14 protein-coding genes are annotated in these 14,657 nt (G+C 38.8%); 3 read left to right on the top strand and 11 right to left on the bottom strand.

The annotated features are described in order from the left end of the window. On the top strand, nucleotides 1-626 hold a 626-nt coding region (locus ACY8D0_RS15200; protein ID WP_462411377.1), incomplete at its 5' end, for a TetR/AcrR family transcriptional regulator. A 149-nt stretch (nucleotides 627-775) separates the two neighbouring features. Here the strand turns inward: ACY8D0_RS15200 and ACY8D0_RS15205 are convergent. The 6 genes from ACY8D0_RS15205 to ACY8D0_RS15230 all read right to left on the bottom strand — a co-directional run bounded on the left by ACY8D0_RS15205 (nucleotide 776) and on the right by ACY8D0_RS15230 (nucleotide 9,143). Next, nucleotides 776-1,828 (bottom strand): acyl-CoA dehydrogenase family protein, encoded by a 1,053-nt coding sequence (locus tag ACY8D0_RS15205; protein ID WP_462411378.1) that lies wholly within the window; start codon nucleotides 1,826-1,828, stop codon nucleotides 776-778. Between the two features lie 397 nt (nucleotides 1,829-2,225). Next, nucleotides 2,226-3,698: an aminotransferase class I/II-fold pyridoxal phosphate-dependent enzyme gene (locus tag ACY8D0_RS15210; protein WP_462412469.1), complete on the bottom strand. Its 1,473-nt coding sequence runs from the start codon at nucleotides 3,696-3,698 to the stop codon at nucleotides 2,226-2,228. 80 nt (nucleotides 3,699-3,778) lie between these two features. After that, nucleotides 3,779-5,092, bottom strand: a complete 1,314-nt coding sequence (locus ACY8D0_RS15215; protein WP_462411379.1) for an aminotransferase class I/II-fold pyridoxal phosphate-dependent enzyme — start codon at nucleotides 5,090-5,092, stop codon at nucleotides 3,779-3,781. A gap of 29 nt (nucleotides 5,093-5,121) precedes the next feature. Beyond that, nucleotides 5,122-6,228, bottom strand: coding sequence for a histidinol-phosphate transaminase (hisC, locus tag ACY8D0_RS15220; RefSeq protein WP_462411380.1), 1,107 nt, complete (start codon nucleotides 6,226-6,228; stop codon nucleotides 5,122-5,124). A 208-nt stretch (nucleotides 6,229-6,436) separates the two neighbouring features. Beyond that, complete coding sequence (gene pdxR / locus ACY8D0_RS15225; RefSeq protein WP_462411381.1) at nucleotides 6,437-7,879, bottom strand: MocR-like pyridoxine biosynthesis transcription factor PdxR; 1,443 nt, start codon at nucleotides 7,877-7,879, stop codon at nucleotides 6,437-6,439. Between the two features lie 388 nt (nucleotides 7,880-8,267). Next, nucleotides 8,268-9,143, bottom strand: a complete 876-nt coding sequence (locus ACY8D0_RS15230) for an endonuclease/exonuclease/phosphatase family protein (RefSeq protein WP_462411382.1) — start codon at nucleotides 9,141-9,143, stop codon at nucleotides 8,268-8,270. Nucleotides 9,144-9,488: 345 nt separating this feature from the next. On the opposite strand from ACY8D0_RS15230, the gene ACY8D0_RS15235 reads away from it, so the two are divergent. Further along, entirely contained in the window at nucleotides 9,489-10,763 is a 1,275-nt protein-coding gene (locus ACY8D0_RS15235) for an FAD-binding protein (RefSeq protein WP_462411383.1), read from the top strand. Nucleotides 10,764-10,794: 31 nt separating this feature from the next. Then, the gene (locus ACY8D0_RS15240; protein ID WP_462411384.1) at nucleotides 10,795-10,977 is read left to right on the top strand and encodes a hypothetical protein; all 183 of its coding nucleotides are present in this window, start codon (nucleotides 10,795-10,797) and stop codon (nucleotides 10,975-10,977) included. Nucleotide 10,978: 1 nt separating this feature from the next. Here ACY8D0_RS15240 and ACY8D0_RS15245 read toward each other — a convergent pair whose 3' ends face one another. The 5 genes from ACY8D0_RS15245 to ACY8D0_RS15265 form a co-directional block, all read right to left on the bottom strand. Next, nucleotides 10,979-11,107, bottom strand: a complete 129-nt coding sequence (locus ACY8D0_RS15245; RefSeq protein WP_462411385.1) for a hypothetical protein — start codon at nucleotides 11,105-11,107, stop codon at nucleotides 10,979-10,981. Nucleotides 11,108-11,228: 121 nt separating this feature from the next. Beyond that, nucleotides 11,229-11,414: a hypothetical protein gene (locus ACY8D0_RS15250; RefSeq protein WP_462411386.1), complete on the bottom strand. Its 186-nt coding sequence runs from the start codon at nucleotides 11,412-11,414 to the stop codon at nucleotides 11,229-11,231. Between the two features lie 66 nt (nucleotides 11,415-11,480). Next, a complete protein-coding gene (locus ACY8D0_RS15255) occupies nucleotides 11,481-12,479 on the bottom strand; it encodes a type II toxin-antitoxin system SpoIISA family toxin (RefSeq protein ID WP_462411387.1) in 999 nt (332 codons plus the stop codon). 348 nt (nucleotides 12,480-12,827) lie between these two features. Continuing rightward, nucleotides 12,828-13,250 (bottom strand): DUF1643 domain-containing protein, encoded by a 423-nt coding sequence (locus tag ACY8D0_RS15260; protein ID WP_462412470.1) that lies wholly within the window; start codon nucleotides 13,248-13,250, stop codon nucleotides 12,828-12,830. A 493-nt stretch (nucleotides 13,251-13,743) separates the two neighbouring features. Continuing rightward, nucleotides 13,744-14,532, bottom strand: a complete 789-nt coding sequence (locus ACY8D0_RS15265) for an enoyl-CoA hydratase/isomerase family protein (RefSeq protein WP_462411388.1) — start codon at nucleotides 14,530-14,532, stop codon at nucleotides 13,744-13,746. Between the last annotated feature and the right edge of the window lie 125 nt (nucleotides 14,533-14,657).

A 14,657-nucleotide genomic window follows, 5' to 3' on the forward strand; every position in this document is an offset into this window, starting at 1 on the left:
TCGCTTCCATTGGGGGATACAAAATGGCTTCATTCAGGGAACAAAAAACGGCCAAGAAAAAAAGAGAGATCCTGCGTTCTGCCGCAGCGGTTCTGGCGGAAAAAGGATATCATGGCACCACTATGGAAGAAATTGCCGCCCAGCTATTGATGACGAAGGGTTCGATGTATTATTATTTTAAAAATAAAGATGACATTCTCTATCATTGCCATCAAATGATCATGGAATTGAGCCTTGAAAAAGTGGAGGAAATTGCGGAAAGTGATTTGAATCCTGTTGATAAGCTGGAGAGTGCCATCAAAGCTCATATCCTGCTTTCTATTGAAGAAAAGTCGATGTTTATGATTATGGATAAACCCTCTCAAAAGTTTACCCCTGAACAGTTTAAAGAAGTACTGGATTCCCAAAAGAATTATGCCCATTATTTTGACAAAATTCTTCAAGAAGGGATTGAAAAACAGGTTTTTGAAATGCAGGATATCAAAATGGTCCGCATGATTATTCTCGGTGCTTTGAACTCCATCCGGCATTGGTACAACCAGGATGGCCCGCAAACAGCGGAAGAAGTTGCCGAAGCTTATGCATCAAACCTCATGAGAATGGTCGTTAAACCCTCCTATCGTTGACTGGAGGGTATATTTAAGTCATTATAGCAATAATAAAAACTAAAGGGGGCTAATCAATCATTAGTCCCCTTTACTTGTTATCCGTTATTTAGGTGACAGAACTACAGGATCCCTCTGTCCAATTAATAAAAAATTTATGTTATCAAAAGCTAACAAAGTGTTTCTAATTGCATGATGGTTGGGCTTAAATTTACTAAGAAATATGACTCTCTTAACCTTCGAAATGTATCATTACCTTGCAAATAGGCCTTCCCGCCTGAGTAAAGCATTTCTGCATGTACCACTTCAGGGGTTAACTTGGCTATATCAAGCCGTGTTGATAATATGTCCCTCCCGATCCTGCTTAAATCCTCATAGCGGGTATATCCATACGTTTTATCTCGTATAATCTGTAATTTATTAATCAACTCTGTAGGCTGAGGTTTTAATTGCTGTTTTACTTCCTTATTTTTCATATGGCTTTTAACAATGGATTCCATAGCAGCCTGTGAAACTCCGATTCCTAAAGAGATTTGGTAGAGCGCCAATATGGGACGGACTTTTGGTATAAATTCGTCCGCGTCATCGGAGATTACCCATTTATCAAGAATAAACACGTTTTCAAAGTAGCAGGCGTATGTTGCACTGCCATTTAATCCTATATAATTTGTTTTACTTTCTAAAGTTAACCCATCTATATGGACGGGTAGTGAACAAATGATTCGTTGTTTTTCATTTAGGGATGCCATGATAACAAACCAGTGATCATCAGCCAAATTTGAAACGTTAAGTAAACTTCCGCTTATCGTAAATCCCCCTTCTGTCCTTTTTGCTGCAAGTCGAACCCTTTCCAGGCCGGCATAATATTTTATGGCGTTCGATATTCCAGTTCCGGCAAGCAGTTCTCCTGATTCAAATAAAGGAAGTAAGTTACTGTGGATATAGGGGTTGCTGCTCAACCTGAAAGACGCCAATGCGGCTAAATGACACCATAAAGTAAACGCTGACGTCATGCAAAACTTTGCGGTTTCCTCTATTAAAAATAGCTCTCTACAGCGGACATCTTTCTGCTGTATAAAGTTTGATTTAAAGAAACCCGCTTTACCCACGGCACTGAGAAATTCTCTCGGATAATAAGCCTCGTCATCAATTTGTGTAATATACGGTTTTATGTGTTGCTGAAGCATTTGGTTAAATATATCCTGTTCTGTCATTTTATCCACCTAGTTCACTCCTGATTAGTTGCTTTCCTCTATAGCTTAATCAAAATACCATATATTGATAGGGTACGGAAAAACGCCGAGTTCCTAATGGAAGGAATTCGGCGGTAGAAAATGAGTTATTTCTGCCAAAGCGTCTTCTCTTGTTTTACTTTGTTAACGAACAATTATGGAAAAAATCTACTAATTGCTATACCCATATGTATCTCAATGTTTATGTTTCACCTAATATGGGCTATTACTGAGTTATCTGAATCCGAAAGATGGCAATAATCAATGCTAAACGCAAGAACATTAAGCTCTTGCGTTCTTTTTATCACCATGAATAGCCTTATTTTTTATAAAATATATCTTTGATAGAATGTGGTGAATTAACATAGAATAAAAACAAATATTTATTTTACTTGAACATGGAATGTTCTTTAATCACACGGATGGTTTTCAATTCCTCATCTTCTGCTCCTTGAACAGGAAGACCGGCTTCGATATTTTTTCTTGTATAGATGATATTATCTTCTGTTATGATTTCCCCTGGTATAAAGATAGGAATTCCAGGCGGATATACCATTACAAATTCTGCAATGATCTTTCCCGCAGCCTGTTCAAATGGAATCACTTCCGTTTCAGAATAGAATGCATCGCGTGGTGTTAACGCTAATGCAGGAATCTCCGGTAACAAGACAGAACTGTCTACATTGGCATCAGCTTGTTTCTTATATTCTTGTGAAAGTTCCGATAAGGCCTGTACTAGTGTCATCAAATTTTCTTCAGAATCCCCTGGTGTCACAATACAAAGGATGTTGTATAGATCAGATAATTCCACTTCAATAGTAAATCGATTCCGAAGCCACTTTTCCACTTCATAACCTGTGATTCCCAGCTCTTTCACAGAAATTAACAGTTTAGTAGGATCCATCGCTACAGCCGCACTGGAATCCAGTATTTCCCGGCCCATACAGTATAGATGGTCTATTTCATTGATCATGGACCGTGTTTTTTCTGCTTTTCGAATCGCGTCCTCCAACAGGGCTTGTCCTTCTGTGGCTAAGGATTTTCTGGCCACATCTAAAGAAGCTAATAATAGATATGAAGTGGAGGTTGTCGTAAGCATACTTAATACCGATTGGACCCGATTGGATGACACCAAATTACCGCGCAGATTCAAAATCGAACTCTGAGTAAGGGAACCTCCTAATTTATGCACACTTGTTGCAGCCAAATCAGCCCCGGCCTCCATGGCGGATAACGGGAGCCCTTGGTGAAAATGAATATGCGCGCCGTGCGCTTCATCTACAAGTACAGGAATATTCCTGGAATGGGCAAGCTTCACTATTTTCCTTAAATCACCCGATACGCCGTAATACGTAGGATTGATTACAAGAACAGCTTTTGTATCCGGGTGTAATTCTAATGCACTCTCAATAGAATCAGGTGCAATTCCATGAGAAATGCCAAAGTGGTGGTCCACTTCGGGATGAAGAAAAATCGGAACGGCTCCAGAAAAGACAATCGCACTCATAATCGATTTGTGAACGTTTCGTGGAACCAAGATTTTATCCCCTGGTCCGCAAACGGACATAATCATCGCCATTATGGCACCACTGGTTCCTTGTACCGAGAAGAAGGTATGCTCGGCACCAAATGCTTTAGCTGCTAACTCTTGTGACTGTTTAATGATTCCTTTTGGGTGGTGTAAATCATCAAGGGGGCCGATGTTGATTAAATCAATGGAAAGTGCATTTTCTCCAATAAATTCTCTGAATTCAGGATCCATTCCCTTCCCTTTTTTATGGCCGGGTATGTGAAATTGGACTGGATTCTTTTCGGCATGTTTTTTTAAGGCTGTAAATAATGGCGTATCAAATTGGTTCATCAATGCGGTGTCACACCCTTTCTCATCTTATATTTTGTAAAATCAAAGTTGCAGCAGATGATTAAGAAGTTGCCGTTGCATCAAACATTGTTTTCAACTTCACTTGTTACTAAATCTTTTATACCCATATAAATCAATTCAAACAGTTCCTCTAAATCTTCTTCTTCCACACAAGAAAAGGCAATTCTTAAGTCTGTTGAGTTAATAGCAATCGTACCCACACCATATTGATTTAACAAATGAAGTCTTAGCTCTTCCGCATCTACATTTAGAAGCTTTAAACACATAAAATAGCCTGAGTTAAATGGATAGAAACTCCAGACAGTCTGATACTTTGTATTTCGTACAATTTCTTTTACCTTAAGTGCTCTTCGTTTCATTATCTCATGTTTTTCCTGCTTTTCAGCTTCAAAACGTCTCGATTGGAGCGAATGCAAAATAATCGTTTGAGACAGGTGGGAACTACTCGAAATCGTTCCTCTAATGAGGCCTTTTGTTTTTTGCTCTAGTGCATCTAATATTTCAGGGCTTTCGGAAGCAAAAGTAAGGAACCCTACTCTTAACCCCCACACATAATTCTCTTTTGTTGCCCCGTCTACTTTAATCGGTAATAAGTTTGGATGAAGCCCGGCTAATCTGCCAAACAAAGATTCCTTAACCGAATCCTCATAAAACATTCCAAAATAGGCATCATCAAGGATGACAGCAAGATGGATCCCTGCCTCTGCTGCTTCTTTTAATACTGACTCAATTCCTTGGACCTCTTCCTCACCTGGAGTATAGCCTGTCGGATTGTTAGGAAAGTTAAGCAGCACGATGGCTTTACCCGTTTCCTTTTGTTCCATTAATCTATCCCTGAGTGCTTGAACATTAAATTTATTACACCCATCAAATAGGCTAAAGGTCTTAAGCTGTCCCCCTCGTCGAATGTGAAAAATCGTCTGATAGTTCCCCCAATATTGATCCGGTAGGATAATCTCGTCATTCTTATCAACAAAAAGATCAGCAGCAATGCTCAACCCATGAGTTAAGGCATTCGTTGTAATGGGCAGGCCGAAATGTTTTTCCCTTAAGGAAGGATTATCCCTTAATAATTTTCGTTTCCATTCCAAACGCAAGTCCACTTTGCCGGGTGGCGGGGCATAAGGATATACTTCATCTGGTGAATAACCGTGTAACGTTTCTTGAATATGCTCAAAATGCATTGGTGCCTTATTTTCGGTTGCCATTCCGATTGTTGCATTAAATCGGGTTGCTTTTTGGCTGGCTTCCGCACTCTGGCTTAAAATTCCTTTTGGATAAAATAGCTTTTTTCCCAATTCAGATAATAGCCTATAGATGGAAGGATTGTATTTTAATAAGTCATCGTTTAGCTTCTTGGCAAGGGCGTTCATTTTGATTCTCCTTTGAAGTTTACTAACTTTCATTTCACGAGGATGGAACCGATGGCCTCTATTAATATCTTATTCTCTTCGCTTGTGCCAACAGATATTCGGATATGTCCCGGTAATCCCCATGTATCCCCATAACGGACGATGACACCTAGAGCTAAAAGCTGCTGATAAACCTCTTTTGCATTGGCTCCAAATTCTACCAAAATAAAGTTACTCATGCTTTTTATATACTTAATCCCAAGTTCTGTCAGAGCATGGTAAAGCTGTTCGCGGCCTTCTGTATTCACTTGTTTTGAATGATAAACATGTTCCTCGTCTGTTATAGCGGCAGCTGCTGCAGCCTGTGCCAGACTATTCACATTAAATGGTTCTTTCACCTGTAGAATGCTTTGGATAATAGACTCTGGTGCCGCACCAAAACCTACCCTTACACCAGCGAGGCCATAAATTTTAGAAAAGGTTTGTAATACGATAATCGGATAATTGGAACGGACAAATTCCAATCCATTTGAATAATCTTCATCTGTAGCAAAATGGCAATAGGCACCATCAAAAACAACTAAAATTGTCCTAGGGAGAGAATCAAGCAGCTTTTCTAGCATCGACTTTGGCATATAAGTACCAGTTGGGTTGTTAGGAGAACAGATATAAATGAGTTTTGTATTTTCCGTCACTGCCGCTAAGATTGCTTCCATATTAAATTGATAGTCACAATCAAGAGGTACTGGAACGACCGTTGCTCCCATTAAATGGGCACCAAAATCATATTCACTAAAGGATGGGAAAGGGACAATAATCTCATCACTTGGCTCAAGATAGGTTTCAGATAGTAAGGTAATTAATTCATCCGCCCCATTTGTTATGATTAATTGTTCCGTTTTTAAAGCCAAGGAAGCAGCAATAGTCTCCTTTAGCTCAACAGCATGTGCATCGGGATAACGATTCAGTTCATTCAGTATATTAGAGATAGCTTCCATCGCTTTTGGCGAAGGGCCAACTGGATTTTCATTGGATGCCAATTTGATGACTTGTGGCAAGCCTAATTCCTGTTTTACTTCCCATAAAGGTTTGCCTGGTGTGTAGGGCTTAATACGATTTAGGGCACCACGTTTCAAAATCTGATTCATTTGAATCACACCTTTCCCTTAATAGTGTTCATTGTTGTGAACTAATTCACACATTTAACTGAGTAACTTCATATATGATCCACATCAATAGACATAGAATAATCCACTTCTTCCATCTTATCGGATTTACAATTTTTATGACCATCCAATAAGCTACTTTTTTTACCATCCACTTGTTTGTTTATCAAAAAAGGATCACGTCCATCACATGATCCTTTTAACTTTCATTATTAATAGATCTAAGTGCTTCCGCAAACCTTTTGATTCCTTCATCAATGGATTCTTCATTTTCCCTGGCAAAGGTGAAACGAACAAAGCCTTTTTTAGATCCCATCGTGTAGCCAGGGACATAAATAATTCCCTTTTTGATGGATTCCTCCAATAATTGTGTTTCATTGATCTCTTGTTTAATCCTGCACCAAATATGAATGCCGCCCGTTGGGGTGGAATAATCCACTTCATCCTTTAAATAACATTCCAGACTTCTTATGATTTGGTCTCTTCTTCTTTCTAATTGTTTGTTTAAATTTGTAATATGGGTATGAAAATTTTCGGATTCCAAAAAATCATTGGCAATCCATTGAGTAAAACTTGCATGGCCAAAATCAATTTGCTGCTTCGCATCTGAAAGTCTCTCAATCACAGAGGTTGGGCCGATGATCCATCCAATCCTTAATCCTGAAGCAACAATTTTTGACAAGGAACTTATATATAGTACATTTCCATTATCATCCATTGATTTTAAGGTGGAGACCTTTTTGCCTGTAAAGGATGTTAAACTGTAAGGGTCATCTTCCACCACCGGAATTCCATGCTCTGATGATAGTTCAAGAATCGCTTGTCTTTTCTTTTCACTAAGGAAAGCACCCGTAGGATTTTGAAACGAAGGATTCAAGAATATCATTCGTATTCGATGTTTTTTATGCAAGGAAAGTAAGTCATCCGGGTTAATCCCATCATGGTTTACAGGAATGTAATAAGGTTTCAGCCCTGCTGATTTAAAAATAGGAAGGTTATAGTTGTAAGAGGGATCTTCCAATGCCACTGCATCACCTTGTTTCAATAGGCATTGAACCACCAAGTGCAAGGCTTGTTGTGCGCCAGATGTAATCAAGATGGATGACGGGTTGGTTTCAATATTTCGATACTGCTTAACATGGTTTGCAATGGTTTCTCGTAATATGGCGTTTCCTTGCGGATGATCATAACCTAGGCTGCCAATAAACGACCGGGAAGAGGTAATTTCCCTTAAGTATCTCAATGGAAATAAATCCTCTGACAGTTCTCCGCTAGCCAGATTGATTAACTTATGCTCCACTGCTTCTTTTCTAATCCTCTGGGTGACAGGTAAGTTAGGTAAAAAGGATCCTGCTTCAATATACCTGTTCCAGGAAGGAATACGTTTTTTGGTAATACCCCAGATATCTTTACTTATGGTGGTGCCGCTTCCTCTATGTCTTTGAATAAGCCCATTTGATTCCAATTCATCATAGGCAGCCACTACTGTACTTCTATTAATATTGAGTTCCTTAGCTAAAGCTCTCTCCGATGGTAATGGCTTATCTGGAGGAAATGTACCATCCGCTATTCCGCTTTCAATATATTCTGCCAGTTGTTTATAAATCGCTTTTTTGACTTGGCGATCTGGTTTCCAATCCATTTTTTTCAGTCCTTATGATGTAGTGGTCCCTTAGTATTATCTTTCTCTTTATATATTTTTAATCCGATTCTCAAGTTCAAAAAAACCTATCGTATAGAACAATAGGTTATTAGGATTACTAGGTAAAACATAATAAATACATAAAGTTATCTTAATGATAGTAAATTTTCTAGCAGTGTTCACCATCCAATCTTTTGTGATTTTCACCATCCACTTTCTGCGCACCTATCGAATCAGTCCAAATGAAGTCGTGGCCATTGGTGACGAACCCATGATATCGTATGCTTTGTCATGTCGGTACTGATGTGGCAATGAAAAAAATGAGAGATGTGATCTAAATCAATAGATTCACAGCTCTCATTTTTTATTTCCTTTCAGAGCATTTGCTTTACTTAAGGCCATTATTAAATGGCTGAGTTCGCTCCAATACAATTTCAGCCGTTATTGGCAAGTGATCCGATGCTAAGGTGTTGATGACTTCTTTTTGTTCTGTTTTAACGTCTGCTGATGTAAAAATAAAATCGATCCGTTTGGTAGGATTGGCAGACGAATAGGTAAAAGCTTCAGGATGATCGGCAAATACATCTTGAAACTGTTCATACATCGGCTGGATTTCCACACTTTCTGGGACGGCATTGAAATCGCCGGTAATCACTTTTGGTCCTTCTGATTGTCCTGCAATCTCCATCATTTCCTTCATCTGGATTTGTCGTTCTGCCGTTGTTAAGGCCAAGTGTGTATTATAAAAGTGAAGCTGATTTCCTTTTACATTAATAGTCGCCTCAAGGAGTCCTCGCTGTTCCGTGTTACCGATCTTTGTAAGGGGATGATTCTCAGAATACAAAATGGGATATTTACTTAAAATCGCTGTCCCATACTGACGGCGCGGCTCGCCTTCCTTTAATGGATCATTGTCCAAATTGGCTGCATACACATAAAACATCCCCAGCCGCTCAGCCAGCCACTTTGCCTGGTCTTGAAAATCGCTGCGTTCCGACCAGTGGTTGTCCACTTCCTGGAGTCCGATTATTTCAGCCCCTTCATCCTTGATGGTTTTGGCAATGCGCTCCAAATCCAATACTCCGTCAACACCTTCAGCGTGATGGATGTTATAGGACATGACTTTCACATTGACCGCTTGCCCTCTGGCGAACTCCATTGGATTTTCTTCAGCCTCTGTTTGCCTTCCTGTGAAAGAAACCATACAAAAGGCAATTGACAGCAGACATAATAACCATTTTCTCCGTTTCTTTATCCTTTTCATCCAAATCATTCCTCCCTAATAGATTTGATTCTATTAAATGGTAGCGAATAAATATGAATGTTTAGTTTATTGAGTGTAAAAAGCGAGTTAAAAAATATTAAGAATTGGTGAAGTATTCAATTAATTTTTAAAAATAGCACTTCAAAGAGGAATATCAATCTCACCAATTCAGTTATAATATTTCTTATTTTACTGTTCAAGGTTTGATGAACGGTCGGTTTTTACAGTCTTAAAGCTCTTCAATTCCATTATGTGTTGGTGTGTAGAATGAGATATTGATTGAAAATTCTTTCTCTTTATGTATATAGTTAAATTCAGTAAAGAAGTTAAAATGGAGTGGAATTCATGGATCGGAAAAGAAGAAATTGGGCTGGTAATTTTGAATATAGTACGACGAACTGGCATGAACCTACATCTGTTGAAGAAGTTCAACAATTGGTTTCAAGTTTAAAAAAGCTGCGTGTAGCCGGAACACGTCACTCGTTTAATAGGATCGCAGATTCTAATGAGAATATCGTATCCTTGCAGAAGCTAAACAAGGTAATAACCATTGATAAGGAAAAGCACACTGTAACCGTAGAAGCAGGAATCAAATATGGGGAACTTTGTCCTGTGCTTCAGCAAAATGGCTATTCTTTACACAACCTTGCGTCCCTTCCGCACATTTCGGTTGCTGGCGCTTGTGCAACAGCCACTCATGGTTCAGGGAATGATAATCAAAATTTAGCGGCAGCGGTACGTGCGATGGAAGTGGTCACGGCTGACGGAAGGATTGTCACTTTTTCCGAAGAAAAAAAGAAAGATGAATTATATGGCGCGGTTGTTGGATTAGGCGGATTAGGTGTAGTCACAAAGTTAACGATAGATATCCATCCAAGCCACCAAATGAGGCAGGATGTTTACGAAAGCCTTCCGTTATCACAATTAGAACAACATTTTGATGCGATTTCTTCTAGTGCCTATAGCGTTAGTTTGTTTACCGATTGGAAGGATGAGAGGTTTAACCAGGTTTGGCTGAAAAGCAAACTGATGGATGATCAGACTGTTTCGTTCGGAGAGGACTTTTATGGAGCAAAAGCGGCCAAAGAAAATCTACATCCTGTACCGGGGGTTGGATCTGAGAATTGCACAGCCCAGCTCGGGGTGCCAGGGGATTGGCTTGATCGCATGGCACACTTCCGGATGGATTTTACCCCTAGTAAAGGTCAGGAGCTGCAAAGTGAATATATAATGGCCCGCGAGCATGCCTACGACGCTCTTCGTGCGATTAGTGAAATCCGTGAACTAATTGCGCCACATTTATTTATATGCGAAGTGCGGACCATTGCGCAGGACGAGCTTTGGTTAAGTCCATCCTATAAGCAAGATTCCGTTGCCATTCACTTTACGTGGCAGGATAAATGGGCGGAAGTTCAACAGGTGCTGCCACGAATTGAATCCCAGCTGGAGCCTTTTCAAGCCAAGCCACATTGGGGAAAATTGTTTACTGCCTCCCCTGCAAAAATACAGTCACTTTACGAAAAGATGCCTGCCTTTCAACAGCTGCTTATAAAGTATGATCCGAATGGCAAGTTTCGCAATGATTTTGTAAATAAATATATATTTAATAAGTCAGAGTGAATGTGCTAAGCAAAATAGGGCCCTCTTCCGAATGAAGGCAAGAGGTCTGCAATCATTTTCCGGCATCTACTTTCCTTGCAAATCAAATCCAGTTGTAATATCGGCTGCTTGGATACCAGGTGTTCCAACATCGGTGAATAAATCACGTAAAATGATTCATGTACAAGAAGGAAAGTATGGCATTGGCCAACTCAATGAATCGAATGATTGGTAGTTCACTTTAACTTCCGTTCAAGCACAGCGATAGCTTTATCAATTTTCTTTATCGTATTACCGAATCCAAAGTTCGGAACTTTGGTTTGAGGTAGAGTGGTTTTTCTCATTTTAGTCCGTTTTAAACCCATAAACTTCCCTCCTGTATAACAACTCCTTGTTATCAAGGCTATACAGGAAAGTGGGTTTTTATACTACAAAAAAAGCAGGGAAATTGTCGAATCCCTACTTTTCTTTTAACCTATTATCTTTTTATCTATTATATATGAGCTCAACGGCCTTGTCATTTGCAGACAATACTTCATTAAATCCTCTTGCTACTGCAATACGTGTTTTCGGTTTTAAAGAGTTATTGGATGCACTTTTTCTTCTGACTTTTACTCTGCCTCTACTTTGTCCTGTTGACTCATGGGCAACTACTGCAACTCTTCTTGTCATCAAAGCATCCCCCTTTACGTTTTATTCTAATTTCATTATAACATACTATGTAACATTATTAATGGTTTAATTTCCACTTGGCCCTGAATGTTCTGGTTGGATTTCCTGTTCCTCTAGTTCAATAGACAACGTTTCTGCTCCTTCATCTTCAACGGTATCAATGTCTGTCATATACCAATCAAAAATCACTAACATATTGAGGATGTGGGAAGCATCAATTCCATCTACCACACCGTTTTTGCTTTCTATCGTCACAATCATGCTATAAAAATCCCCAAAGTACGGTATTGCAATCAATTCTCCTTCTTTAAGAATTAAGGTTTCTCCCACTGAAAAAGAATTCAACATCGCCTCTTTATCTTCCTTCTTCGTCGAAAATTCAATCGCATGTCGGGAGCTAATGTCTCGAATTTGACGCTGAATGCTTTGTTTTTTCTCTTCCTCTGTAAAGGGTGTTTCAAACATGAAAAAAGAAGTAGAAAAGTCCATCACGTTTGAATAGAGCTCAAAATACGCTTTGACTTGTTCTTTATATTCATTCATATTGGTTGGCAATGGTTTATTGTCAAAATAAACATCGGTCTGTTGAATGACCTGAGAAAACTTTTCTACTTTTTTAGAATTCTTCAAGATCACCTTTTTACTTTCCAATAAAGCTTCCCTAACTTCATCATCGTGTTTTAGCTCTGTGTTCCATATTTTTAAGATATTAGGATTTTGAAAGACAGCTAAATCCACAAATAAGGCCAATGCTGATAATTGTGTAAGGAGCTTCCAATTTGTATAATCAATTTTCCCTGAAATATATCCGAATATCATAAAAAGCAGATAAATCGTGTAGAAAGTCCTTCTTATACGGCCTAAGTTGTTGTAATACCCTTTGCTGTTCGTCCAGTAGTATGCCAGTACCACAAGCAGTAATAGAGCAATTCCCCCAAATACAATCTTCATAAAAGAAATATCTAAACCGTACAACAGAAGAAATACAACTCCTACCAATAGCCCCACTGAGCATAAAAACACCCATATAAACTTAATCTTCCACTTCCAAATCTGTACTTCCATCTTTACTCCCCTAACAATAGACAACAATCATTCAATGTATTTACTACTTCATTGTATCAAAAATCGCTCTTTTCCTGTTTTTTTGCTCGGATCGATTTTTAAACAATTAAACCAGAAGGTGAAGTAGATTCATGCTACCGCCATTTCTGTGTGTCCGCTCAAACCTTTTTACAATTCCAGAAATTAATATTTGAAAAGCAGTCAGAACATATTAACTTAGTGAGTACTTCTCAATTTTAAAATTATAAGGGTTATCGGTAAGATACATACTCAAATGTGCAGGATTATATATTTTTCCGTTCTTATCTTCAAATACAATACTATATATTTTCTCCTCATATCCTTGATCTAACAATTTACTCTTCCTAAAACCGTTCTTCGAGCATCATATTTTTCATCAATTCCCCAAGCTATAATTATTTTTGATGCGTTTTTACACTCTTGTAAAATTATTTCGTCATTATTATAATGATTAGCAATCTCCAACTTCTTATTTAACTGCTGTTTATCTTTAGTTATGAGAGGAAACATATTTAATATAACAAGTTCGCTATAGTTCTCTTTTACAGTAATATTAGAGGCTAGCATATTGGTTTTGTCGAATAATAACTCATCAGCGTAAGATGGATTTATTAATAAAAAACATATTTTCCTAGTTGTAATTGATTTTCTATCGGTAAAGTAATTTCTCCTTAGAACAAATCTATGTTTATCGTCTTTTGAAAATATACTTTCAATATTTAGTATGCCTGAATACTGGTTTAATTCTATTAATAATCACTCCAATGAAAATAATAGTATGAATGAATCAAGAATAAATTATTATCACAGATGATTATAACAATTTTCGACATTCGCCTGACAAATCCTTCTAAGAACTTGATTTTATTTTTCAATTGACAATTGAATAACTTATTAAGAAAAAAAAGACCGAACATGACTATTAAGCTCGATCTTTGGTATTACAGCATTTAGATTAATCTATTTTCAAGTCGAGCGGTGCCAGGCATGGATAATTAGGCAGAGTAAAAGTGCTAAGCAAAATAGGGCCTCTTCCGAAAGAATGGAAGAGGCCTTGGCCCGTTATCTGAAAAAAGTCATTCCTGTTTGAGCGTGTGCTTTAACAACTTCCGCTTTCCTTTTGGGGTAAAGTATAAAGGAATTCTATTTCCGCCGGCAGCTCAATCGGTCAACAGTACTATTTTCTTTTCCCATGTTTCCAAAGGAGCCTACAAATCCATCTATTTAGTCTTTATGACAGAAGTTATTCTCCTCGGAACACAGGCTTTCTCTTCTCAGCAAAGGCTTGAATCCCTTCCTGAACATCTTTGGTTCCAAAACATTGTTTAATGAAGCTGTATTCTTGTTTTAGAATCGTTGTAAGATCATTGTCAGGGCTTGCAGCTAGCAATCTTTTAGAAAGCGTCATGGCTACCGCCGGTCCTGCTGCTAATTCCCTGGCAAAATTCATCACCTGTTCCTGAAATTCTTCATCAGGGAATATCCTGTTTACCAATCCAATTCGTTCTGCTTCCTCAGGGTAAATGTCCCGGCCAGTAAAGATCAATTCAGCAGCCTTTGCCTGCCCCACCAATCGCGGTAAAAAGTAAGTCATCCCAGCATCAGGGCTAAGACCGCGGCGAATGTATCCGGCTGTTACCCTTGCATCAGCAGACATGAAGCGGATGTCACAGGCTAGTGCTAGCGCGAATCCTGCACCAGCCGCAATCCCATTGATGGCAGCAATTACTGGCTTATCACATTGAACAATTCCCAGTGCTTGACGGCCAACCCAACCCAATTCATCTAATTTTTGATGACGAGATTGAGCATTAGGATTTCTCTTCGCATAATCACTTAAATCAAGACCTGCACAGAATCCTCGTCCACTGCCGGTAATGACAATGACACGGACTTCATCGTCAGCGGAAGCCTCTGCAATTGCCTGGATAATCTCATGACTAAGGGTATCGTTTACGGCATTCAGGCGCTCTGGTCTGTTCAGCGTTAGTGTTCGGACCCCATCTTTCGTTTCGATAAGAATATGTTCCATGTTTCATTCCTCCTCCATTTCTTTCCCCGGCCCTTTATATTTATAGACTATTCTGACTATTAGTAGTATAACATACTACCCAATTATCCAAAATATCAATCTGCTAGAATAGAAGAGATAATGGG

Source organism: Neobacillus camarae, from assembly GCF_054950115.1.

What these genes read in the sequence shown, in the direction of transcription:
- ACY8D0_RS15210 (WP_462412469.1), bottom strand. Translation starts at nt 3,698, where the DNA reads ATGAACCAATTTGATACGCCATTATTTACAGCCTTAAAAAAACATGCC.
- ACY8D0_RS15215 (WP_462411379.1), bottom strand. Translation starts at nt 5,092, where the DNA reads ATGAACGCCCTTGCCAAGAAGCTAAACGATGACTTATTAAAATACAAT.
- pdxR (WP_462411381.1), bottom strand. Translation starts at nt 7,879, where the DNA reads ATGGATTGGAAACCAGATCGCCAAGTCAAAAAAGCGATTTATAAACAA.
- ACY8D0_RS15230 (WP_462411382.1), bottom strand. Translation starts at nt 9,143, where the DNA reads ATGAAAAGGATAAAGAAACGGAGAAAATGGTTATTATGTCTGCTGTCA.
- ACY8D0_RS15235 (WP_462411383.1), top strand. Translation starts at nt 9,489, where the DNA reads ATGGATCGGAAAAGAAGAAATTGGGCTGGTAATTTTGAATATAGTACG.
- ACY8D0_RS15240 (WP_462411384.1), top strand. Translation starts at nt 10,795, where the DNA reads ATGAAGGCAAGAGGTCTGCAATCATTTTCCGGCATCTACTTTCCTTGC.
- ACY8D0_RS15245 (WP_462411385.1), bottom strand. Translation starts at nt 11,107, where the DNA reads ATGGGTTTAAAACGGACTAAAATGAGAAAAACCACTCTACCTCAAACC.
- ACY8D0_RS15250 (WP_462411386.1), bottom strand. Translation starts at nt 11,414, where the DNA reads ATGACAAGAAGAGTTGCAGTAGTTGCCCATGAGTCAACAGGACAAAGT.
- ACY8D0_RS15255 (WP_462411387.1), bottom strand. Translation starts at nt 12,479, where the DNA reads ATGGAAGTACAGATTTGGAAGTGGAAGATTAAGTTTATATGGGTGTTT.
- ACY8D0_RS15265 (WP_462411388.1), bottom strand. Translation starts at nt 14,532, where the DNA reads ATGGAACATATTCTTATCGAAACGAAAGATGGGGTCCGAACACTAACG.